This is a genomic window from Polaribacter irgensii 23-P (assembly GCF_000153225.1).
GTDB lineage: Bacteria > Bacteroidota > Bacteroidia > Flavobacteriales > Flavobacteriaceae > Polaribacter > Polaribacter irgensii.
The window spans coordinates 33742-58186 of sequence record NZ_CH724148.1 but is presented as its reverse complement, the minus strand read 5'-3'; the positions used below and the strand labels follow the sequence as shown (position 1 = coordinate 58186).

Below are 24445 nucleotides of genomic sequence, written 5' to 3'. Positions count from 1 at the left end.
TGTTTTTAGCTGCACGGATGTCTTAAAATAAAAACCAAAAAAGTATGTTATTTTATAATTTGATAGGTTTGTTTTGCAATCTCAAGTTCCTCATTTGTGGGGATCACTAATATTTTTACTTTGGACGTTACTGTTTGAATTTCTCGAATCTCTTTTGAGCGAATTTCATTTTTTTCTGAATCTAATTGAATGCCCAAAAAGTCCAAGTTTTCACAAGCCATTTTTCGCATGATTGCAGAGTTTTCTCCAATTCCAGCAGTAAAAATAAGTGCATCTAATCCGTTTAGAATCGCGGTGTAAGAACCAATAAACTTTCGAATGCGGTATCCTGCTAACTCCAAGGCGTTTTTACATTCTTCATTACCACTTTTAGCGTTCTCTGAGATTTCTCTTAAGTCCGAGTATCCAGTTAAACCAAGCATACCTGATTCTTTATTCAATAAGTTATAAACTTCTCTATCTGTTTTATTAAGAACATTTATTAGGTAAAAAATAGTTGATGGATCAATATCCCCAGAACGTGTTCCCATAATTAAGCCGTTCATAGGAGCAAAACCCATTGAGTTTTCTATACTTTTTCCGTCTTTAATTGCAGACATGCTACAGCCATTTCCTAAGTGAATGCTAATGATATTTTTAGACTTTTCGCCCAAATAGTCTATGGCTTTTTCTGAAACATATTTGTGGCTCGTTCCATGAAATCCATAGGCTCTAATTTTATGCGTTTCTAAAAATGAGTTTTTTATGGCATATTGATATGCTGTTTTTGGTATGGTTTGATGAAAGGCGGTATCGAAAACAGCAATTTGTTTTGCAGTTTTAAAGAGGGTTTCAGCAATCTCAATGCCAGCTAAACTCACAGGATTGTGCAAAGGAGCGAGATCGAATAACATGCGAATACTACTTTTAACTTCGGTGTCGACTACAACCGTTTTGCTAAATTTACTTCCACCATGTACCACTCTGTGTCCGACAGCTTTAATTTCTTCGACATGTTGGATGACACCAATTTTTGCATCTAATAAAGTTTCTGTAACTTTTTTAAGGCCCACTGTATGGTTCAGTACAGACAATGTTCTTTGCTGTTTTTCACCATCTTTTTCATGTGAAAAAATAGCACAGTCTGTTCCAATATTTTCAATCATTCCGATACATTCGACCGTTTGATTTGGCATTTCGATCACCTGATATTTCAGGGAAGAAGAACCCGCATTTAAAACAAGTATTTTCATGGCTTATTGATTTGCTTGAATAGCAGTTAACAGAACAGTATTAAAAATATCATCAACAGTACAGCCTCTACTTAAGTCATTTACAGGTTTATTTAAACCTTGTAACATCGGACCAATGGCCAGTGCCCCAGTTTCCCGTTGGATTGCTTTGTACGTATTGTTTCCTGTGTTTAAATCGGGAAAAATCAATACGGAAGCTTGTCCTGCAACTTCTGAATCTGGCATCTTTGTTTTTGCAACTGATCGGTCTACTGCCGCATCGTATTGTATGGGTCCCTCAATTTTTAAATTTGGATTTTTTTCTTTGGCCAAGGTCGTTGCTTTTCTTACCTTTTCTACCTCTTCCCCTTTTCCTGAACTTCCGGAAGAATAAGAGAGCATCGCAACTTTTGCTTCAATTCCGAAAGCTTCAGCGGAGGCGGCGGAGGAAATAGCAATTTCAGAAAGTTGCTCTGCATTTGGATTTGGATTTACGGCACAGTCTCCCATTACCGAAACTCTATCCGACAAACACATAAAAAATACAGAGGATACCACCGTAACTCCTGGTTTTGTTTTTATCAATTGCAAGGCAGGCTTTATGGTATGCATGGTCGTGTGAACTGCTCCAGAAACCATTCCGTCAGCCAAACCTTTCAGAATCATTAGCGTTCCGAAGTAGGAAACATCATGCACTAAATCCATCGCAGTTGTTTCGGACATTCCTTTGTGCTTTCTTGCTTCAAAAAGTGTGGTTGCAAAATCTTTGTTGTGAATGGAATTCTCAGGATTTAGAATGTTTAGCGCATTTAAGTCAATTTGTAGACCAATTTGATCGCATTTTAACTGAATTGTATTGCGGTCACCTAACAGCGTTAAATCAACAATATCTAGTAATTGTAGACGTGCTGCAGCTTTCAAAATACGTTCATCGTCGCCTTCTGGTAATACAATGTGTTTTTTAACAATTCGTGCTTTTTGCAATAAATTATATTGAAACATACTGGGGGTTAATTTCTGTGACCGATAGGAGGTCAGAATATTTGCTAGACCTTCTGCATTTACATATTTGTCAAAAGTATCGAGTGACAATAATATTTTTTTATTGTGTGTTGAATAGATTTTGGATTGTACAGCACCAATTTTATTGGAAACACTAAAAGTGCCACCGTCAACGGAAATAATAGGAACTGTGGATTGTACTCCTTCTATTAATTTTAGGATAGGCGCTTCTGGAATGATGCTACCGGTTAAAATAATTCCTGCAATTTTAGGATAATTTTTAGAGGCATTTGCCTGCAAAGCACCTAAAATAATATCTGCTCTGTCTCCTGGTGTAATGACCAACGCATTTTCTTTAATACGCGTTAAGTAATTTCTCAATTGCATTGCGCCCGTGCTATAGCTACCAATAGCGTTGTCTAAAAATTGAGCTCCAAATAAAACACGTCCGTTCAATGTTTCTACGACTTCTTTTACAGTTGGAAATGCTAAGAAATCTATTTTTGGAATGATGTCTATCTGTAGCTTTTCGGGAAAATTTTTAGTGAGTTCTTCACGAATATAGTCTACTTCGTCTTCTTCAATTTTGTTGGCAATGATTCCAAGAACATCCACCTCTTTATGAATGAAAGAGTTGTAGGTAAGTTGCATCGTATTTATAAAATCCTTCTTTTTCTTTCCGTTTCCAGAACCTACAATTAATGCTGGAATGTTTAAGTTTTTAGCAATCATTAGATTCACATCTAATTCGGTAAAACCTACTTCACCAGAGAAATCGGTACCTTCAACTAATACGTAATCATAGTTGGCCTCGATCTTTTTATATTTTTCAATGACATTATGAATCATTTCAGCTCCTTTTCCTGCACTTAAAAGAGAAACCACCTCACTTTGCTTGTAAGCAAAAGAATCCTTATAATCGATGTCTAAATTAAAGAAATTAATAGCTGTTTTGGTATGTTCATCATAACCGTCACTGTCAAATTCATTGATAATCGGTCTAAAGTAACCGACTTTAGCGGATTTTGTTAACATTACGCGCAACAGACCGAGGGATATCAAAGATTTACCACTGTCAGATTCTACGGTAGCGATATAAATAGCTTTATTCATGTTATATTTTATTGTTTTGCAAAAATAGTGCATAAAAAAATGGCGAATTGTGATAACAGCCATTTATTACTTATTATTGAATAGGTATTATTTACTAAACTTGTAAAATTCCCATATTAAAAGGTTTTTGAATAGGTGCATGGTTCGCTGCTTCAATTCCCATAGAAATCCATGTTCGAGTATCTAGAGGGTTTATAACAGCATCCGTCCATATTCTTGCTGCTGCGTAGTATGGCGAGATTTGTGCATCATACCGAGATTTTATTTGATCAAAGAGTGCCGCTTCTTTTTCAGGGGTAATTTTTTCTCCTCGTTTTTTAAGGGACGCTGTTTCTATCTGAAGTAATACCTTGGCAGCAGAATTACCACTCATTACCGCCAATTCAGCAGAAGGCCAAGCAACAATAAGTCTTGGATCGTATGCTTTTCCACACATGGCGTAGTTTCCAGCTCCATAGGAATTTCCAATAATAATGGTAAATTTTGGAACTACCGAGTTACTGACTGCATTTACCATTTTTGCACCGTCTTTTATTATTCCTCCGTGTTCTGACTTACTTCCTACCATAAAGCCAGTAACATCTTGTAAGAATACCAAGGGTATTTTTTTCTGATTACAATTTGCAATAAAACGGGTAGCTTTGTCTGCCGAGTCATTATAAATAACACCGCCAAATTGCATTTCACCTTTTTTAGTTTTTACTAATTTTCGCTGATTGGCAACAATGCCAACTGCCCATCCGTCAATCCTAGCATATCCAGTGATTATTGTTTTTCCGTAGCCTTCTTTGTATTGCTCAAATTCAGATTTGTCCACCAATCGCTTGATGATTTCTAACATATCATATTGTGCGTTTCTCTCTTTTGGAAGAATTCCAAAAATATCATCTTCATTTTCTGCAGGTGAAAAGGCTTTGGTTTTGCTAAAACCAGCTTTGTTATAATCACCAATCTTGTCCACAATAAATTTTATTTTATCCAGCGCGTCTTTATCATCTTTCGCTTTGTAATCGAGTACTCCAGAAATTTCACAGTGTGTCGTGGCACCTCCCAGAGTTTCGTTGTCGATAGACTCGCCAATAGCAGCTTTTACAAGGTAACTTCCTGCAAGAAAAATACTTGCAGTTTTATCTACAATAATGGCTTCATCACTCATAATTGGCAAATAGGCACCCCCTGCGACACAGCTTCCCATCACTGCAGAAATTTGGGTAATTCCCATACTACTCATCATTGCATTGTTTCTGAAAATACGTCCGAAGTGTTCCTTATCTGGAAATATTTCATCTTGTAAGGGCAAGTAAACCCCCGCAGAATCTACTAAGTAGATAATGGGCAATTTATTTTCTATGGAGATTTCTTGGGCCCGCAAGTTCTTTTTTCCCGTAATTGGAAACCAGGCACCTGCTTTCACGGTTGCATCATTTGCAACAACAATGCATTGTTTTCCTCTGATATATCCAATCTTTACCACAACTCCTCCAGAAGGACATCCACCGTGCTCTTCATACATGGCTTCGCCGGCGAAAGCCCCAATTTCTATAGATTTTTCTTTTGGATCTAATAAATAATTGATTCGCTCACGAGCAGTCATTTTCCCTTTCTCATGATGTTTTTCAATCCTCTCTTGACCGCCACCTAGCTTTACCTTCGCAAAACGTTTGCGCAAGTCAGAGGCTAAAAGCTTGTTATAATCTTCGTTTTTATTGAAGTTTAAATCCATAAAAATATGTTTCTTAATTTAGGCTAAATTAGGAAATATTCTGATGAAACTCTAAGGAGGTTTTTGGTATTTAGAAAGATTCTTTTGTTTGCAGTTTGGTAAAAAAGATAGGGTGTTTTATATTTAAAAGAGAATGTTACGCTTCGGGTCTTCATAAACAGTGCGATATGAAAATTAAAGAAAAGTTACAAAATGCAAGTGTTAAACTAATTTCTAATTTTCGGGGGACTTTAGAGCACATCAATTTTGACTTCACTTTTAAAAGTAGAGAAGTAATAAACTGAATTTATGAATTTTATGAAAAAACAGAGGGTGCTGCGATTGTACGATACAACCTCAAGACGAAAAAAGTACTTTTATTGCGGTAATTTAGAATGTCAGTCGATACAACGGGTATTTCAAGAGGATCGTTAATACAGGTTGTGGGTGTGCTATTGATAAAAACGAATCAGCAAAAATAGGTGTACTTCGCGAAGTTTAGTAGGATGTTGGTTATCGTATTTTCGAAGTACAAAAAGCATGCACTATTTTTTTGTTGCTTGGAACAGTAAAAGAGCGAGTATCTCTTTTTATATAGGCTTATGAAAAAGAGGATACAGTATCTGAAGGAGGAGGTATGGCGATTGAAAATGAAGAAATTGAAGTATTGGAAATTAGTTTTACAGGTGCTTTCAAAATGATAGAGACGGAGGAGATTGCAGATGTGCGGACGATTGTACGATTAGAATATGCGCAAATTAAGGGGGTATACAGTAAGTATTATTACAGCAGCTGTTAATGGTTCCATGGATTTATTTTCCTTGGAAAATAAATAAATATAGCTTAACTTTGTTTTTGAAACTAAGGTTTTTTAATGGGAATAAACAACATAATGGTATATTCAAAAGTAGTTTTATCAAATAAGAATTATTTTGCGACGGCAAAAATGAAGGCCCATTCTGTTTTTATAGATATTCCTAAGTCTGAAGGAGGGGGAGATACTGGTCCGACACCAGTAGCCTATTTATTAACGGCAATTGGTGGTTGTGTTGCCATGACTCTTAGAATGTATGCAGAAAGAAAAAACTGGGAAGTAGGAAAAATAACCGTAAATGTTGCTCAATTAGAAGATGAAGACGGATTCTATTTGTCGGAAGAAATTTCTTTTGAAAAAGAGATTACAGTAAAACAAAAAGAGCGCTTGTTGTTTTTTGCTGGGAAATGTCCTGTGGCCAGAATGGTAAAAGGAGAAACGCGAACTACATCAAAAATCATATAAATTAAGCATAGTATGAGAAAAATATTAGCATTTGCAGGAAGTACAAGTTCAATATCTATTAATAAAAAGTTAGCAATTTTTGCTGCTGAAAACTTAAAAAACACGGCTTTTGATAGCATCGATTTAAGAGATTTTGAAATGTCTATGTACAGCACAGATGAGGAAAAAAAAGGTTTTCCAGAGCAAGCGAAACGGTTTACCGCGTTGTTGGAAAAGTATGATGGATTCATTCTTTCGTTAGCAGAGCATAATGGGTCTTATACCGCGGCTTTTAAAAATATATTTGATTGGAGTTCTCGAATTGAAGCAAATGTTTTTAGAGACAAACCCGTTTTGTTAATGTCTACTTCACCAGGAGCGATGGGCGGAAGATTTGTTTTAGAGGCCGGAATTCAAAAATTTTCTAGAATGGGGGCGAAGAAAATTAATTCTTTTTCTCTTCCAAATTTTGAAGAACACTTTAAAGAAGGAAGGCTAATGGACATTACACTTTTAAAGTTATTGTCAGAGCAAATTACTGAATTCGAAAAAGAAGTAAATGCATAAAGTGCGTTGGACGCGACTGTCTTTGTTTTAAGAAAATAAAAAAGTGATTCGGTACAAAAATTATTTTTTAAAACTTAACAGAGTTCATTATGCACCAAACATTGATACCATGGGAGATATTTCAAAGGATATAAAATCAAAATTTATTAATAGTAAGCTCAAAGCTTTCATCAATATAAAGTATACGGCAAGTTGGTTAAATAGCAAAGAAAACGTGTTTTTTAAACCACATGGTATTTCACCCCAGCAATACAATATACTTCGTATTTTACGGGGTGCAAAAGAGCGCATCAAAGTGCAAATAGTGAAAGATCGCATGATAGAGAGAGCTCCAAATGCAACGCGCTTGATGGATAAGTTGTGTGATAAAAAATTCATAAAAAGAGACCGATGTCAACTGGATCGCAGAGTTGTTTATGTTCAAATAACAGCGTTAGGTTTATCTCTGTTATCTGCTATAGACGACAGTGTAGAGGTTTCTTTTTTAGAAAAGTTATCGGAAGAGGAAGCACTTGTCTTAAGTAACCTTTTAGATAAAATGAGATGATTTATAGGGTTCAATTTAAAACATGCAAAATTATTAATTTATTTTGAAAAAAATAACAAAGTAAAAGTAGAGAACAGTGTAGTACAAAGTTTGCGGTTCTTTTTTTAATAGGAGTTTACAAAGCTACATCACTCATTACGCTAAGTAGGAATTGAGCATATAGATCCTTTTTTGTTATTGTATCGTAAAGGTACTGATGCTATTTTTGAGTTGAACAATCTGTTTGATTTAGGTCTGCATCTACACAGAGGTTTTGCGACTATTACGTTGCTGTTTAAAGGGGAATAATTACACAGAGATTCTCCAGGAAATCATAGGGTTAAAGCTGGGAGCTGTCCAATGGACAACAGCAGATACTGGTATTATTCACATAGCAGATCCAACTAAAGAATTTGTTCTAATTGTAGGATATTTTTAAGGAATTAGATTATCCCTGAACTTCTATGCAAAAGATAAAATGACAACACCCCGGTATCAACATATAGAAAACGGCAAATTCCTGTGGACTTTTCAAACGACAAAAAAGTATTTTTAAGCACAACTGCTGGGAGTCAGAATGCTAAAATCGGTCCTTTAGAAACTAAAGCTTCTGTGCCTTTTTTTAAGGCAAAAGCAAGCACTAGAGGGAAATAGAAATAAGAATTGCCATACCACATGAAGCATTAATTGATGTGTAAGAGACTGCCGTTATCGTACATGGAATTGTTCTTTCAAAGCTGTCCGACAATCAAATGATTGTTTTTAAACAGTACGGGGATACTGTCGAGCTTAAATCGAAAGAAGAAAGTGTTCTTTTGATTTTGTCAGGTTTTCCTATTAAAAAGAAAGGAACGCAATATGCTCTGTCTGTTATGAATACTCAAACTGAAATTTTAAAGGCGATGCATAACTATTAGAAAAGAAAGACGGGGCACTGGGATTAAGGTGCACACCAAAATCATTAAAGGTGGAAGTAAAGATTGATTGTACGATGGTCTATACTTATAGATGAAAACCAAGGAGTCAAATTCATTACTTTTTCTTTTCAAAAAATAAACATATCTTGCTACTTATTATGCATGCATAATAAATTTAATTTTTAAATTATGAAATACAAGCATATTTTTGAACCCTTAGATTTAGGTTTTACAACGTTAAAAAATAGAATTTTAATGGGCTCGATGCATACCGGTCTCGAAGAAGAGAAAAACGGTATTGATCGGATTGCAACGTATTATGCAGAAAGAGCAAAAGGGGGTGTGGGATTAATTATAACAGGAGGAATAGCACCAAACGTACAGGGTTGGACAGCACCTTTTGCGGCACGAATGTCTACCGAAAAGCATGCAGTACAACATCAAAAAATAACGCAAGCAGTGCATAGAGAAGGGGGTAAGATTTGCATGCAAATATTACATTCAGGAAGGTATGGATATCATCCTTTGAACGTAGCACCTTCAAAAATTAAATCTCCAATAACACCTTTCAAACCTTTTAAGTTAACACAGTCAGGAATTAATAGAACCATTCGAGATTTTGTAAGCTGTGCAGAGTTGGCGAAAATAGCAGGGTATGATGGAGTTGAAATTATGGGCTCTGAAGGCTATTTAATAAACCAGTTTATTGCGAAAAGAACAAATAAAAGAACAGACGGTTGGGGTGGAAATTATGAAAATAGAATGCGTTTGCCAATTGCTTTAGTAAGACAAGTGAGAGAAGCCGTAGGGGAAGATTTTATAATTATCTACAGGTTGTCTATGTTAGATTTAGTAGAAAATGGGAGTTCCTGGGAAGAGGTTGTTCAGCTAGGTAAAGAAATTGAAAAGGCAGGAGCAACAATTATCAATACAGGAATTGGTTGGCATGAAGCGAGAATTCCAACAATTTCGACGTCCGTTCCAAGAGCAGCATTTACATGGGTTACTAAAAAAATGAAAGAAGAAATTAAAATTCCGTTAATTACTTCGAATAGAATTAACATGCCAGAAACTGCTGAGAAAATATTATTAGATGGGGATGCTGATATGATTTCTATGGCACGTCCTTTTTTAGCAGATCCAGAATGGGTAAATAAAGCAGCACAAGAAAAGGCAGACGAAATAAATACGTGTATTGGATGCAATCAGGCTTGTTTAGATCACGTTTTTGAGCAAAAAGTAGCCAGTTGCTTAGTGAATCCTAGAGCATGTCATGAAACAGAATTAAATTACAACACCGCAAAAATTAAGAAAAAGATAGCAGTTATTGGTGCAGGGCCTGCAGGATTGTCGGCGGCCACAATTGCAGCACAACGCGGACATAATGTTACGCTCTTTGATGCGGATACGGCAGTGGGGGGGCAGTTTAATATTGCTAAAATAATTCCTGGAAAAGAAGAATTTCACGAAACCTTAAGGTATTTTAAAAGACAACTTGAATTGCATGGGGTTACAGTAAAATTAAACACAAAAGTTTCTGTTGGTGATTTACTGACTTCTGATTTTGATGAAATTGTAATCGCTACGGGAATTGAACAACGGGAATTGAAAATTGAAGGAATTCAACACAAAAATGTTTTGACATATTTAGATGTCTTAAAAGGACAAAAACCGGTAGGCAAAAGAGTCGCAATTATTGGAGCAGGTGCCATTGGTTTTGATATTGCCGAATACTTAACGCATCAGGGAGCTTCTACAGCATTAAATATAGATGCCTGGCTGCAGGAATGGGGAATTGATAAAACTTTTAAAGCAAGAGCTGGAATTGAAGGACAAAAAGCAGTGTCACACCCATCTCCAAGGGAAGTTTTTATGTTTAAGAGGAGTAAAGGAAAGTTTGGTGGTAATTTAGGAAAAACTACGGGTTGGATTCACAGAGCAACGCTAAAGAAAAAGAAAGTACAATTTATAGGAGAAGTTTCTTACACAAAAATAGATGACCAAGGCTTACACTATGTTCAAAATGAAGAGCAAAAGTTGCTGGAAGCTGATACCATAGTTATTTGTGCAGGTCAAATTCCCCACAGAGCGCTGTACGAACCTTTGTTAGCAGCTGGTAAAAAAGTACATGTTATTGGAGGTGCTGATGTGGCCGCAGAGCTGGATGCAAAAAGAGCGATCAATCAAGGGAGCAGATTGGCCGCGATATTGTAATTCTTTTTATACTTTTGTTTCCTAAACAAAAAAAATGAAAAAAGCACTAATCGCACTCTTCTTACTGGTTACTTATTTTTCTATAGCGCAAGAGGCTCCTGAGTTTCCTGAGTACAATGCCAGGAATGCAGCAACTATTTTTTATTATAAATTTTCTGAGATACCCAAGGAAATAAAGGTAAAAAAAGACATCACTAAAAATAAAACGATCACAGAATTGCGTTTGTACAATGATAAAATTAAAAAAATATCATTCTTAAATACACCGAAATTACAAGAGGTAGAGCTGCTGGTTAATTCTTTAGGCGCACAATTGTATTCCAATAGAGATTTAGCAGAAAAGGTTAAGACAAAAATAGAGTCCATCGTTTTACCCGTTCGAGATAGTGTAGCTGTGCATGAAAAGGTTTTAAATGATGCGTTGAAAAGTTTTTTATCTAAAAGGCAATTTAAAAAGTGGTTAAAGTACCAACGGGCAGAAAAAAGAGACCTCGTGCCAAAACCTCCAAGAAGAGAGGCAGCACCTCCGCAAAGTATGAATAGAAATAGAAATAGAAATCGACAAGGAATGGGTGGAAGAAGGTTTTAGTGTTCTTGTGATCACCACCATCGAATAAGTAATTCTTTTCTAGGGTTACAAGCAACAAATTGTCGATATTTGCCTCCTAACGAACGAATCACAAAATATGGGAATGAATAAAAATACGGTTTTAGCATGGGCGACCATGTTGATGTTACTAATGGGAGTAATTCTGATTTTAATGGGTGCGTATAAGTATCAAGATGTAGCTGGATGGGGTTTTGCGACCGTTGGTATTGGTTTTTTCTGTATTGCTTGGGTTTTTAACGCTTTGAAAGGCCGGGTATAAAAAGAACTGTGTTTTTGGCAGTAATTTTAAAACAAAATATAAATATAAAATATAATGAGTGACGATAAGAAAGTAATCTTTTCGATGAATAAGTTGTCTAAAACTTATCAATCAACGGGAAAACAGGTTTTAAAAGATATTTATTTAAGCTTCTTTTATGGGGCAAAAATTGGAATTTTAGGTTTAAATGGATCTGGAAAATCAACTTTATTGAAAATTATTGCGGGTGTAGAAAAGAATTTTCAAGGAGATGTTTCTTTTTCTCCAGGATATAATGTAGGATATTTAGAACAAGAGCCGCAGTTAGATCCAGAAAAAACGGTTTTAGAAATTGTAAAAGAAGGAGTGGCTGAGACTGTTGCAATTTTAGATGAATACAATAAAATAAACGATATGTTTGGCTTGGAAGAGGTGTATTCTGACGCCGATCGGATGGATAAGTTAATGGCACAGCAGGCAGAATTGCAGGATAAAATTGATGCAGCCAATGCATGGGAATTAGATACAAAATTAGAGATTGCAATGGATGCTTTAAGGACTCCAGATTCTGATAAGAAAATCGGAGTGCTTTCTGGTGGAGAGAAAAGAAGAGTCGCACTTTGTAGGTTGCTATTGCAAGAGCCAGAAATTTTATTATTAGATGAGCCAACGAATCACTTAGATGCAGAATCTGTGCACTGGTTAGAGCACCATTTAGCCCAATATAAGGGAACGGTAATCGCGGTTACGCATGATCGCTATTTTCTAGACAATGTTGCGGGTTGGATTTTAGAATTGGATCGGGGAGAAGGAATTCCCTGGAAAGGAAATTACTCTTCTTGGTTGGATCAAAAATCTCAAAGAATGGCGAAGGAAAGTAAGACTGCCTCGAAACGTCAGAAGACCTTAGAACGGGAATTGGAATGGGTACGACAGGGTGCGAAAGGAAGACAGACCAAACAAAAAGCACGTTTAAAGAACTATGACAAATTAATGAGTCAGGATCAAAAACAAGTGGACGAAAAACTTGAAATTTACATTCCAAATGGACCCCGTTTAGGAACTAATGTAATTGAGGCAAGCGGCGTTTCTAAGGCTTTTGGAGATAAATTGCTATATGAAAATTTAGCATTTAACTTACCGCAGGCTGGAATTGTAGGTATTATTGGTCCAAACGGTGCAGGTAAGACAACTATTTTTAAAATGATCATGGGAGAAGAGGTACCCGATGCTGGGAACTTCAGCGTTGGTGAAACTGCAAAAATAGCATATGTAGATCAAGCACATTCAAACATAAACCCGGAGAAAACTATTTGGGAAAACTTTTCTGATGGTCAGGATTTAGTTATGATGGGAGGCAAACAAGTAAACTCTCGTGCATATCTAAGTCGCTTTAACTTTTCTGGAAGTGAGCAGAATAAAAAAGTAAATACACTCTCGGGTGGAGAGCGTAACAGGCTTCATTTAGCCATGACGCTAAAAGAAGAAGGAAACGTTTTATTGTTAGATGAGCCCACAAATGATTTGGATGTAAATACGCTAAGAGCTCTGGAAGAAGGTTTAGAAAACTTTGCAGGTTGTGCTGTTGTTATTAGCCATGATAGGTGGTTTTTAGACAGAGTGTGTACACATATTTTAGCTTTCGAAGGCAATAGTGAAGTGTATTTCTTTGAGGGGTCTTTTTCTGAGTACGAAGAAAATAAAAAGAACCGTTTGGGTGGAGATTTAATGCCAAAAAGAATCAAGTATAAAAAGTTGATTCGTTAAGGATAAAAATAAATAAAAAAAAGCAGCTAATTTTATTAGCTGCTTTTTTTTGTTTTTTACTTACTGTGCTCTTTTTAAAATAAAAGCACATGTGCATTATTAAAAGATGTTTTTGAACAGTATGATTGTATTTATTGGAAATAGAAAGTATTCTTTTTTTGTTGAATATAAATCTCGTTACAATTTATCGCATGTATAAACTCGTAGGCCTTCATAAAATTAAATGTGGTATTCTGAACCTTTAGCAAGCCAGTAAAGTCTTTTTTTTCAAACGCGTTATATCTCGCTAAGGTATATGTTGCCGCATTCAATTTCGCTTCTATTTTAAACCAAGTATCTCTTCCAATGTCCCCGAGACAAGTAGCACGGTTTAATTTAAAAACTTCTAAATTTGGATGTTTTTATCTCCTTTAAATGCACTGCCTTTTAACATTTATTAAAAAATGAAGAAACATTTTTCTTTAGGATTGTACTATTTTTAGTATTGGTTATTTCTTGTTGAAGCACAAGATAAATTACTTCTGGTGGTTGTGAATTTATAACGTTTCCAATAATATATGTGGTCAAGAGCATTGATTTTTTAGCTGATTTTGGATTTTTTTATTGTTGGAAGATACCACAACAGTCTTTGTGACAAAGCGAGCACAGTTTATTTTATTTTTTATAAAAGCACCGTACGGTATTTCTCTTTTATCACAAATTTGTTGGGCTGTTGTAAAATCAATTTCTTCTTGAATGCTAGCAATTAATCTTCCATCTCTGTGTGTTTATCCTGGATGTTTTCTATTGAAAGCAATGTATTTGCTAAGTTTAAGAGCATGCTGTTTTTGAGTTTAGCAGCAATAGGAACTTGTAATTCAGGCTCTATTTACTTGGACCAAAGGCGTCTATTTTTACAACCAATGTGACCTCAAAAAAATCGTAATAATTGATTTCCTCTTGTTTTTTTTAAGTAAAAGTAAGGCAGAATGCCCAGTTTTTGTAGCATGTTTACAACCAACACCTCACAGGGGTGATAGCTTGCTAGAATTTTTTAATAGATTAGTCTTACAAAAGTATCTGGACAGATAAGTAGGATAACGAACCTATCAGATATTGGCACTTTACTAAGTATTAAAAATAGCGTTTAATAAAATTTTGAAAGTTTTAAAAGCAAAGAAAATGGTAAAAACCATAAGAATCCCAGCGCCTGCTAATAAGAGGTACGAGAGGTACTCATTTGGGGTGTCTTCAAACTTTTTGAGTGCTTTGAATGCCATCGTAAGTGAAATTGGTGCTGCAATAAATAAAAAGATAACAACTCCTAAATACTTTAACCCTTTTCCTAATAAATTTACATTCATACTCATTGCTTATAGTTTTTAACTGAATTTCTTACATTTCCATATTTAGCAATTAATAGCGCAGCTTGGTCTAGTGGTATGTTTAGTTCTTTTGCCAACATTTCTTGACCTCTAGCTATTAATTTATTGTTAGACAATTGCATGTCTACCATTTTATTTCCTTTTACTTTTCCTAATTGAATCATTGTGGCTGTAGAAATCATGTTTAAAACGAGTTTTTGAGCAGTACCTGCTTTCATTCTTGAACTTCCTGTAATAAATTCTGAACCTACGATAACTTCAACAGGAAACCGTGCGGCTATTGCCAACGGGCTGTTTTTATTGCAGGAAATGCAGCCAGTATGAATATTATTTTCATTGCATTTTTCTAAAGCAGCAATTACGTAGGGAGTGGTGCCAGAAGCAGCAATACCGATCACTACATCTTCAGCAGTTATTGCATGTGCTTGTAAATCAAGCCACCCTTGGGTTTTAGAGTCTTCAGCAAATTCTACAGCTTTTCGTATTGCAAGATCCCCTCCCGCAATGATTCCAACAACAAGTTCTGCGGGAACGCCAAAAGTTGGTGGACATTCAGAGGCATCTACAACGCCTAGTCTACCAGAAGTTCCTGCTCCAATATAAAAGAGTCTCCCACCTTTTTTTAGTTTTTGAACAATAGCATGCGTTAAGGCTTCTATCTGCGGTAAAGCCTTTTCAACGGCTAAAGGAACTCTCTTGTCTTCTGTATTGATGTGATATAACAGCTCTTTTACAGCCATGTGCTCTAGGTGGTTGTATTTAGAATCTTCCTCTGTGGTTTTCTTAAACATCATTTATCAAAAATACATTTTTTTTACAGTCTTAAAACATCATTTGAAATGAAGTTTACTCTTTTTCTTTCAACTGGATGTTGTAAGAGTCTGTTTCTGAGATATGAAAATAGCCCAGAGGAAAATTATTTTCATTGCTAGTATTTATCATATTTCCCAATAAAGAGGAGGGCACTGTTTCAAAAGGGCCGCCACCACTTTGCCCACTTTGACTCAACAGAACTCTGAAATAAGTGAAGTATTGCTTTGTAATTCCAGACATTTTTAGGGTTACATTGGCAGGAAGACTTATTTCATCTTCCTGATAAAAGAAACTAAAATTATAGGCTGTTCCATTAAAAAAACGATCTTCTAGCGCTAAAAATGAGGTGTTTGTAAAATCAAATAAATAAAAATTTTCATTGGAAATATCGTCTTGAAATGAAATTTTAACTTCTGTTTCTTTTCCTGAGAACAAAGTGGTGTTGCCCTGAGTAACACTGATAAAGGTAGGTGCTTTTATTTTTTTAGCGCGGCCTTTATAGGTCTCATTGTTATACATAACTGTCAATTCATATGTGGTATTGTCTTGTGGAATAAAGCGGTCTATTGGAGAAAAGTTACCGTTTAAATTAATGTCAATAAATGGGATGATTGTATTGTCAGTCCGATTGGTTAGGAAGACAACGGCATCTGAGACTTTTGGAATATCCTCCTCAAAATAGTCGGCAGACAATCGCAATTTGACCACAGTATTACTGGTAATAGGAAGCGCGTCAAAAAAGACCTCAAAAGAAGCATCTATAATTAATTTTGGAGCGATACTGGACACATCAATTTCTACCACTTTTTCGCAGCTCGCAAAAAGTAGTAGTAGTAAAATAGGAAGTATTTTTATATTTTTCATGTTTAGTTGCGGTGCTTATTAAAATTTGAAATTATACGTTACCGAGGGTACTACTCCAAAAATAGAAGTTTGAACTGCTTCATTCTTAAAAGTCTCCCTATTTTGACGAAACGCTAATGAAGCTGCATTTTGTCTTCCGTATAAATTGTAGATACCAAAGACCCATTCTCCTTGCCATCTTCTGTTTTTATTTTTTTTAGGTGTTAAGGTGGCAGCAATGTCTAAGCGATGATATGTTGGTAGCCTGTCAGCATTTCTTTTATTATCGTCGTAGATGGGTACATTTAAATCTTGCACTTCGTATTGACCAACAGGGTAGTTTGTTGGCTGTCCTGTCTGAAGTACAAAGTTGCTATTGAACTTCCATTTTTCATTCAATTGATAACTCGCATTTATAGAAAAGTCATGTGTTTTATCAAAAGGTGTGCTATACCATTCTCCACTATTAATACCAGGTTCGTTTGCCGTTCTCCCTGCGGTTAACTGCTCAGATCTAGAAAGTGTGTATGCAATCCAACCTTGTAATTTACCCTCATTTTTTTTTAATAATACTTCCACGCCGTAGGCCCTTGCTTTTCCATTCAAGATGATGGTTTCAATTTGGTTGTTGGCTATTAAATTTGCTCCATTTATATAGTCGATCCTGTTTTGAATGTCTTTATAAAAAGCTTCTGTCTCTAGCGTATATTTTCCATCTTTTAAAGACTTAAAATAACCAATGGCATATTGATCTAGTAACTGAGGTTTTATAAACTTTCCACTTGGTGCCCATACATCTAAAGGATTTGGAGACGCTGTATTCGAGAGTAGATGTAAATATTGTACCATTCTGTTATAACTTGCTTTTACAGCCGTTTCGTCGTTTACTGTATAAGAAACTGAAAAGCGGGGTTCTAAGTTATTGAAACTAGAAATGACATCACTTCTTTTAAACGTTTCTGTTCCTGTAGCTTCTGCTGATTCGTATTTTTTGAACTCCTTGTTGTAGAGTACAGCTTGATCATTTTCATAGGTATTTAATGCATCTTGTCCCAATCTGGTAAAATTGCTGTATCGCATTCCGTACTGCAATCTTAGGTTGTTGTTTATCTTGTGTTCGACATCAATATATGCCGCAAATTCATTGGCATATTTGTCAATTAACTTAGATGCTACGATGCCAGAGTCTGCTCTGTTCGGGATAATTTTGCCTGGATTAAACTTGTTATAGATATTGTTGATTCCATAACTTAATTTTATTTTTTCACTGAGATAATTTTTGAAATCATATTTGAGATTGAAGTTGGTAATTCCAGAGTTCCACTCAAAACCTACAAAATCTAGAACCAATCCATAAAAGTAATCTGAATAAATGACCGATAAATTTGAAAATAATTTATCCGTAAATAGGTGATTCCAACGCAAGTTTACCACAGTATTTCCATAATTTGTAACAAAGCTTTCATTAATTCCAAACACATCTTTGCCAAAATAAGTAGATAAAAAGATATTGTTATTGTCGTTGATCCGGTAATTTACTTTTGTGTTTAAATCGTAAAAATAAGCTTTGTTGTCATTGTCGAAAAGCGGCAAAAATAGGTGGGCATAGGAGGAGCGTCCTCCGATGAGAAAAGAACTTTTTTCCTTCTCTAAAGGTCCTTCGATAAGCAAGCGAGAAGAAACCAATCCAACACCACCGGTAATATTAAAATCTTTGCTATTTCCTTCCTTTTGATAAATATCCAACACCGAAGACAATCTTCCGCCATACTTGGCAGGAATTCCACCTTTGTATAGTTTTACATCTTTGATAACATCTGGATTGAAAACTGAGAAAAAACCGAAGAGATGCGAAGAATTAAAAACAATTGCTTCGTCTAATAAGATAAGGTTTTGGTCTGCTGCGCCACCTCTTACATTGAAACCAGATGCGCCTTCACCAGCACTAGTTACTCCTGGTAACAGAATTAACGATTTTATGATGTCTGCTTCTCCAAGTACTACAGGAATTTGTTTTATCGTAGAAGAAGTGAGATTATTAACGCTCATCTGTGGCGTTTTGAGGTTCAACCGTTCAGTATTACTTTCGATGACAATTTCATCCAAGCTTTGAGAAGCTTCTATTAAGCTAAAACTTTTTGTTGTTTTTTCTGCTAATGTAAGGGTTTCGGTGATGGTGAAATAGCCTAAATAACGTATTTGTAAGGTGTAAACTCCAGCGGGCACGGTAATGGAGTAAAATCCATACTCATTCGTGGAGGCACCAACGTTTAATTCAGGGATATAGATAGAGACACCGATAAGTGTTTCATTATTTTTATCGTCGTATACAGTTCCACTTAGCGTGTTTTTATCTTGACTATAGGCTGTAAAACTAACGAGCGCGAACAGGAAACATATTGTTTTGAAGTGGTGCATTCTTGTTTAATTATTCGATTAAATTCTGGAACAAAAGTACAATTCTATACTGATAATAGAATGTTAATAAATATATAATTCCAAGCGATAAAAAAATAAAAAAAAGGCCGATATAGCTATCGACCTTTTTGAGCGTTGCTTAAAAATAAAGCTTAGATACTGTCTAATATACGATTAAATGTAGCATTGGGTTTCATGGCGTTGTCTGCCATTTCTTCATTTGGTAAATAATACCCACCAATATTGTGAGCTTTTCCTTGTAAAGCTGCCAATTCTGCTATAATTTTAGATTCATTGTCTTTAAGATCCTTAGAAGTTTTAGAAAAAGTTTCTTTTAGTACTGCATCTTGGTTTTGATTAGCCAAAGCTTCAGCCCAATACATTGCTAAGTAGAAATGACTACCTCGGTTGTCGAGGTTTCCAGCTTTGCGTGAAGGGGATCTGTTGTTTCCTAAAAATTTATCGGTTGCCTCCTCTAGGGTTTTAGCCAAAACTAAGGCCTTGCTATTTTGATGAGAATTGCCTAAATGCTCCAAAGAAACTGCCAAAGCTAAAAATTCTCCTAAAGAATCCCAACGCAGGTGATTTTCTTCTAAGAATTGTTGCACGTGTTTTGGTGCAGAACCACCAGCCCCCGTCTCAAACAAACCACCACCACTCATTAGTGGAACAATAGAAAGCATTTTTGCCGAGGTACCGACTTCTAAAATTGGAAATAAGTCTGTTAAATAATCTCTTAAAACATTGCCAGATACTGAAATTGTGTCTTCCCCTTTTACAATGCGCTCTAAAGTAAATTCAGTTGCCTTTATTGGTGACATAATTCTTATATCCAATTCTGAGGTATCGTGATTTGGTAAATACGTATGAACTTTTTTAATAATTTCTGCATCGTGTGCCCTGTTTTTGTCCAACCAAAAAATTGCTGGAGTGTTAGAGGCGCGTGCGCGCGTAACTGCTAACTTAATCCAATCTTGTATTGGTAAATCTTTGGTTTGACACATTCTCCAAATATCGCCTGCTTCTACGGCATGTTTCAGTAGTATTTTTCCTGAGTCGTCTAAGACGACTACTTTTCCGTTTTGAGAAATTTCAAAAGTCTTATCATGAGATCCATATTCTTCTGCTTTCTGCGCCATTAAGCCTACGTTAGGAACAGTTCCCATAGTAGTAGGGTCTAGAGCCCCATTCTTTTTGCAAAAGTCGATGGTAGCGCTGTAAATACCGGCATATGAACTATCTGGAATGATCGCTTTTGTATCTTGTAATTTTCCTTCGGCATTGTACATTTTGCCAGAAGTCCGAATCATAGCGGGCATAGAAGCATCTATAATAACATCAGAAGGTACATGTAGATTGGTAATTCCTCTTTCTGAGTTTACCATCGCTAGTTCAGGTCCGTGGTCAATAGCATATCTGATATCCGCTCTAATCTCATCGCGTTTTTCCTTTGGCAACGCACCTAGTTTTCCGAGAAGATTTCCTAAGCCATTGTTTACATCTACACCAATCTTTTTAAAAGTTTTGCCGTGCTTTTTAAATAAAGCATCAAAGTAAACACGCACTGCGTGTCCAAATATGATGGGATCACTTACTTTCATCATGGTTGCTTTCATGTGCAATGAAAACAATACGTTTTTATCCAAAGAATCTTCATATTGCTCTTCTAGAAAAGAAATCAATGCTTTTTTGCTCATTACAGTCGCATCAATAATCTCTTTTTCTAGGAGTTGCAAATTTTCTTTTAAAACTATTTTAGTTCCATTTTCTGCAATGTGAACGATGCTAATGGTAGTTGCAGTTTTTGTGGTAATCGATTTCTCGTTGTGCGCAAAATCACCTGATGTCATGGTCGCGACATGTGTTTTCGAAGTTGAAGACCACGCTCCCATACTGTGTGGGTTGTTGCGGGCATAATTTTTAATTGCTTTTGGAGCTCTTCTGTCGGAGTTCCCTTCTCTTAGAACCGGGTTTACGGCAGAGCCTTTAACTTTGTTGTATAAACTAGAAACTATTTTGTTTTCCTCACTTTTTATTTCTTCAGGATAATTTGGAATTGCAAAACCTTTTTTTTGCAGCTCAGCAATTGCTTCTTTTAATTGCGGTACCGATGCACTGATATTTGGTAACTTTATAATATTGGCATCTGCTTGTTGTGCCAATTCTCCTAAAGCAACTAAGGCATCTTCAACTTTTTGGTCCTCCTTTAAATACGCTGAAAAGTTTGCTAAAATTCGGGCTGCTAAAGAAATGTCTTTTACTTCGATTTCTATCTGTGCTATTTTTGTAAATGCCTTTACAATAGGCAAAAATGAACGGGATGCTAAAGCGGGTGCCTCGTCTGTTTTTGTATAAACTATTTTAGGGATATTGTTCATATATAGAGTGTTTTAGGTAATTGTATGATTGGAATTGCTCTCCAAGTAAAAATCAAATTTTTGAAAGCGAGCAAATTTATGCAATTAAGTTGGTTTTTTAATTGGTAAAATCCTATTAATTAGCTAATTTAATTACATTTATAGTAATTTTTTAGCCCCAATTTAAGGATGTCGTAAAACAGGGCTATTTTTCAAAGGGCTTCTGTATGTTACTGTATATTGCTAAAGAGTCGTCAAATAAACAACATTTTTTGCCGCACTTTTTGTTTGCTTATTGAGAATCTTAGTTCCGTTTCAAAAGTATTTGAAAAGAACGCGGTGCCAAACCGGTCTGAGATTTGAAGACAGCTCTTTTTTGAGAAAAATTGCAAAAGTTTAGGCATAAAAAAAAGCATTGTAGCGATACAATGCTTTTGTGATTTCTTTATAAAATAAAGGACTATCTTCTTTTTTCAGTAATTCTAGCTTTTTTACCAGTAAGACCTCTAAAGTAGAAGATTCTAGCTCTTCGAACTTTACCTCTTTTATTTACTTCAATTTTTTGAATAGAAGGTAAGTTTACAGGAAAGATTCTCTCTACACCAACAGTACCAGAAATTTTTCTGATTGTGAATGTTTCAGATGCTGCGATACCTCTTCTTTGGATTACGACACCTCTAAAAAACTGCGTACGTACTTTTTCTCCTTCTTTAATTTCGTAATAAACAGTGATCGTGTCACCAGCGCCAAATTTTGCAAATTCTTTTTTTGCGACAAATTCGTCTTGTACAAACTTTACTAAAGCTTCCATATTTTTTAATTTATTGATTGTGTAAAACAACGTTCACGATATTTTCGTCAGAGGTTAATTTAGCGTTTGCAAAAATAGTATTTTTTTTTAGTTGATAAAATTAAAATTGAACTATTTTTTAGTTTGATAGTCAGTGCAGTAGAAAACCCAAAACTTCCTGCTTTCTTTTCCGTTAATTTTAATTATTATGGGTACTAACTCCCGTATATTTTTGAAATAATTGCTCAATAATGGAGGGATTACACCCCGCTTGTCGTTATTTTTAAAGCGCTTGTCAGAATCTATGAATAACGCGTGCTGCCCTTGCAAAGTTTCTAGATTGTCACCGAGATAGTCAAAATGTAAAGCAGGCAGTCCAATAATATTTTGTGCGTATACTTTTTCGTTCATAAAAAAGTTCAAGCAGGCAGATGTTTTATAATTGTCATCCGAAAAAACAAAGGTGTTGGCTTGTTTTTCTTTTAAATTCTTTATTTTAAGTGCCAATTCTTTCCATCCTACCCAAGTATCATCACTTTTAATTGGCACAAGGTAAAAGAGGATCTGCAAACTAAACAACAGGTGAAATGCAATCGAAAAAATAAGCTGAATCTTTAATAATCTCTTAGTAATAAACATTCCAGCAATAATGATTCCCGAAATATAAGAAGGCATCATCCAGTTTAGTTTGACCCAATAAATAGGCGTAAGTATAAAGAAGCCAACAAAAGTAGGAACAAAGAACGCGAGTAAAAACAATGTCTTGGGGTTGGGGAGTTTGAATTTTAACAATGCTCTTTTGGCATATTTGTAAGTGAACGTTATAAAAACTAAAAACAACACGGGCAGTAGCAAAAACATTTGATGGCCTACGGCTCCAAAGAAATTTTTCGGAGATATTTTAAATTCTGAAATAGAACTGGTTCTTTCAGAAGATTGAAAAACAAAGGATGCAAAATCATGCTGATAGTTCCAGTACCAGACTGGAAAGGTGACTGCTACTGAAATTAAAAGCGAACACCACAGCCATGGTGAAAGCAATAATTTTCGGTATTTATGAGAGAAAATCAGAAAAGATAAAAGCCCAAATTGCAATAAGATAGCAGTATACTTGCTGTTGAATGCAAGTCCCATGGCAATACCACCAAGAACGAAAAACCATTTTTTGTCTTCGAAAATTGCTTTGTACAGACAAATTAAACTTAAAGTCCAGAAAAGTAAGAGCGGCACATCTGGCGTTGAATTGAAAGAAAGTATTGAAATGAAAATGGTAGAAGCAACTAAAACAATAGCCTGCTGTAATTTTTGTTTTGATAAAAAATAAGAGGCCAACGTGTAAAAGCTTAAAATGGTCAAGGAGGTAATGCAAAAGTCAGCAAATTTTACAACAAAAACTGAAGTTCCAAATACATCCGTAAAAAAACGCAAGAGATATCCAATCATTCCAGGATGGTCGAAATAGGAAAGGGATAAATTTTGACCGTAGAGGTAATAATAGGCATCCTGAGGCATTAATCCCATGAAGGGTAGCAAAGCCAATCGAAATACTTGAAACCCAAGCACCCATAAAAGGGCTTTGTTATTTCTTATAAAGATGGTTGTGGTTTCCAAAGACATGTTTACTTTAATAAATCGGGTCTGATTTGTTGCGTTCTCTCGTAGGCCTGGTCACTGCGCCAATCTTCAATTTTTGGAAAGTTTCCCGACAGTAAAATTTCAGGAACTTTGCTTCCTTCAAAATTAGAAGGTCTTGTATACACAGGGGGTGATAGTAAATTATCTTGAAAGGAGTCTGTTAAGGCAGATTGTTCATCACCAATAACACCTGGAATCAAACGAACGACCGCATCTACTAAAACAGCTGCTGCCAACTCACCACCGGTTAAGACATAATCTCCAATCGAGATTTCTTTGGTAATAAAAAGTGTGCGAATGCGATGGTCTACGCCTTTATAGTGGCCGGTTAAGATCAGAATATTTTCTTTTAACGAGAGCGTGTTTGCAGTAGACTGATTTAATGTTGGTGCATCTGGTGTCATGTAGATAATTTCGTCGTAGTCTCGCTCTTCTTGTAGTTTTCGGATGCAATTGGCGATAGGCTCAATCATCATGACCATTCCTGCACCACCACCAAACTGGGTATCGTCTATCTGCTTGTAGTTTCCCAGACCAAAAGCACGCAAATCGTGAATTACAATTTCTGCCAGCCCTTTTTCCTTAGCTCGTTTAATAATCGAATGATTGAACGGACTCTCTAACAAATCTGGAGCTACTGAAATAATATCTATGCGCATCTTGCAAATGTAGCGTTTTAAAAGAATGAGAATTGCTATTTGCACCTTCTAATTTTGAAGCATTAAAAATGAATTTTTATATTGGATTTATTTTATGCGGTATGTATTCAAACTGCTTATGCAAGTGCCCATAATCGTTAATGTGTCAGGTGGTAATATGCCGTTCCGATGGCTTTTCCAGCATTAAAAAATTCCTGTAGTAGAAGTAATGTGAGAACTATCGCAATGGAGAGGAATATTTTTTTCTGATGGTTTGAAAGTGTGTTGTACTTTCTTTTTAATAGTTTCATTGGCTATTTTTTAAAAAATAAAAGGTGTTGTTTAGTGTAATTTCCAAAGTTTATGAGGACAATACAAAACCTTCTTTAGGAATGTTAGTAACGCTTCTTCGAAAACTGCAAAGTATTGCATAAAAGCAATTCGTAAATTTAGGTGTTATTA

Annotated in this window: 21 protein-coding genes and 2 pseudogenes; 9 read left to right on the top strand and 14 right to left on the bottom strand. The window is 35.6% G+C overall.

Features of this window, described 5'->3' with window-relative positions; genetic code table 11:
* Positions 1-47: 47 nt before the first annotated feature.
* The 3 genes from PI23P_RS00280 to PI23P_RS00270 form a co-directional block, all read right to left on the bottom strand.
* Positions 48-1232: an acetate/propionate family kinase gene (locus tag PI23P_RS00280; protein WP_004568673.1), complete on the bottom strand. Its 1185-nt coding sequence runs from the start codon at positions 1230-1232 to the stop codon at positions 48-50.
* Positions 1233-1235: 3 nt separating this feature from the next.
* On the bottom strand, positions 1236-3326 hold the full coding sequence (gene pta, locus PI23P_RS00275; protein ID WP_004568672.1) for a phosphate acetyltransferase: 2091 nt from the start codon (positions 3324-3326) through the stop codon (positions 1236-1238).
* A 94-nt stretch (positions 3327-3420) separates the two neighbouring features.
* On the bottom strand, positions 3421-5049 hold the full coding sequence (locus PI23P_RS00270) for an acyl-CoA carboxylase subunit beta (protein ID WP_004568671.1): 1629 nt from the start codon (positions 5047-5049) through the stop codon (positions 3421-3423).
* A 616-nt stretch (positions 5050-5665) separates the two neighbouring features.
* Here PI23P_RS00270 and PI23P_RS12615 point away from each other — a divergent pair.
* The 9 genes from PI23P_RS12615 to ettA all read left to right on the top strand — a co-directional run bounded on the left by PI23P_RS12615 (position 5666) and on the right by ettA (position 13125).
* Positions 5666-5827 carry an NUDIX hydrolase gene (locus PI23P_RS12615; RefSeq protein ID WP_004568669.1) on the top strand — a complete coding sequence of 54 codons (162 nt, stop codon included), beginning with the start codon at positions 5666-5668 and terminating at the stop codon, positions 5825-5827.
* Between the two features lie 75 nt (positions 5828-5902).
* Positions 5903-6307, top strand: a complete 405-nt coding sequence (locus tag PI23P_RS00260) for an OsmC family protein (RefSeq protein ID WP_004568668.1) — start codon at positions 5903-5905, stop codon at positions 6305-6307.
* A 12-nt stretch (positions 6308-6319) separates the two neighbouring features.
* Positions 6320-6853: an NADPH-dependent FMN reductase gene (locus PI23P_RS00255; RefSeq protein ID WP_004568667.1), complete on the top strand. Its 534-nt coding sequence runs from the start codon at positions 6320-6322 to the stop codon at positions 6851-6853.
* A 109-nt stretch (positions 6854-6962) separates the two neighbouring features.
* On the top strand, positions 6963-7400 hold the full coding sequence (locus PI23P_RS00250; protein ID WP_026288767.1) for a MarR family winged helix-turn-helix transcriptional regulator: 438 nt from the start codon (positions 6963-6965) through the stop codon (positions 7398-7400).
* 689 nt (positions 7401-8089) lie between these two features.
* The gene (locus tag PI23P_RS12280; RefSeq protein ID WP_367888919.1) at positions 8090-8296 is read left to right on the top strand and encodes a pirin-like C-terminal cupin domain-containing protein; all 207 of its coding nucleotides are present in this window, start codon (positions 8090-8092) and stop codon (positions 8294-8296) included.
* Positions 8297-8485: 189 nt separating this feature from the next.
* Positions 8486-10510, top strand: a complete 2025-nt coding sequence (locus PI23P_RS00245) for an NADPH-dependent 2,4-dienoyl-CoA reductase (RefSeq protein ID WP_004568663.1) — start codon at positions 8486-8488, stop codon at positions 10508-10510.
* A gap of 34 nt (positions 10511-10544) precedes the next feature.
* A complete protein-coding gene (locus PI23P_RS00240) occupies positions 10545-11099 on the top strand; it encodes a hypothetical protein (protein ID WP_004568662.1) in 555 nt (184 codons plus the stop codon).
* Between the two features lie 97 nt (positions 11100-11196).
* Entirely contained in the window at positions 11197-11379 is a 183-nt protein-coding gene (locus PI23P_RS00235; RefSeq protein WP_004568661.1) for a CAL67264 family membrane protein, read from the top strand.
* Between the two features lie 54 nt (positions 11380-11433).
* Entirely contained in the window at positions 11434-13125 is a 1692-nt protein-coding gene (gene ettA, locus PI23P_RS00230; RefSeq protein WP_004568660.1) for an energy-dependent translational throttle protein EttA, read from the top strand.
* 131 nt (positions 13126-13256) lie between these two features.
* Here ettA and PI23P_RS12865 read toward each other — a convergent pair.
* The 11 genes and pseudogenes from PI23P_RS12865 to PI23P_RS12470 form a co-directional block, all read right to left on the bottom strand.
* Positions 13257-13475, bottom strand: a pseudogene (locus PI23P_RS12865) (DUF6695 family protein); the annotation flags it as partial.
* A 213-nt stretch (positions 13476-13688) separates the two neighbouring features.
* Positions 13689-13880: pseudogene (locus PI23P_RS12860) on the bottom strand (DUF6695 family protein); the annotation flags it as partial.
* A gap of 351 nt (positions 13881-14231) precedes the next feature.
* Entirely contained in the window at positions 14232-14474 is a 243-nt protein-coding gene (locus PI23P_RS00225; RefSeq protein WP_004568659.1) for a DUF6095 family protein, read from the bottom strand.
* Positions 14471-15283, bottom strand: coding sequence for an N-acetylmuramic acid 6-phosphate etherase (gene murQ, locus PI23P_RS00220; protein WP_018945072.1), 813 nt, complete (start codon positions 15281-15283; stop codon positions 14471-14473). The genes PI23P_RS00225 and murQ overlap by 4 nt, the downstream gene beginning before the upstream one ends.
* 52 nt (positions 15284-15335) lie before the next feature.
* The gene (locus PI23P_RS00215; protein WP_004568657.1) at positions 15336-16166 is read right to left on the bottom strand and encodes a DUF4249 family protein; all 831 of its coding nucleotides are present in this window, start codon (positions 16164-16166) and stop codon (positions 15336-15338) included.
* Between the two features lie 18 nt (positions 16167-16184).
* Entirely contained in the window at positions 16185-18563 is a 2379-nt protein-coding gene (locus PI23P_RS00210; protein WP_004568656.1) for a TonB-dependent receptor, read from the bottom strand.
* Positions 18564-18715: 152 nt separating this feature from the next.
* Positions 18716-20941 carry an NADP-dependent isocitrate dehydrogenase gene (locus PI23P_RS00205; protein ID WP_004568655.1) on the bottom strand — a complete coding sequence of 742 codons (2226 nt, stop codon included), beginning with the start codon at positions 20939-20941 and terminating at the stop codon, positions 18716-18718.
* Positions 20942-21380: 439 nt separating this feature from the next.
* Entirely contained in the window at positions 21381-21731 is a 351-nt protein-coding gene (gene rplS / locus PI23P_RS00200; RefSeq protein ID WP_018945071.1) for a 50S ribosomal protein L19, read from the bottom strand.
* Between the two features lie 111 nt (positions 21732-21842).
* A complete protein-coding gene (locus PI23P_RS00195; RefSeq protein WP_004568653.1) occupies positions 21843-23327 on the bottom strand; it encodes an ArnT family glycosyltransferase in 1485 nt (494 codons plus the stop codon).
* A gap of 2 nt (positions 23328-23329) precedes the next feature.
* Positions 23330-24004: a tRNA (guanosine(37)-N1)-methyltransferase TrmD gene (gene trmD, locus PI23P_RS00190; protein WP_004568652.1), complete on the bottom strand. Its 675-nt coding sequence runs from the start codon at positions 24002-24004 to the stop codon at positions 23330-23332.
* Positions 24005-24141: 137 nt separating this feature from the next.
* Positions 24142-24294, bottom strand: a complete 153-nt coding sequence (locus tag PI23P_RS12470; RefSeq protein ID WP_155811758.1) for a hypothetical protein — start codon at positions 24292-24294, stop codon at positions 24142-24144.
* Positions 24295-24445: the final 151 nt, after the last annotated feature.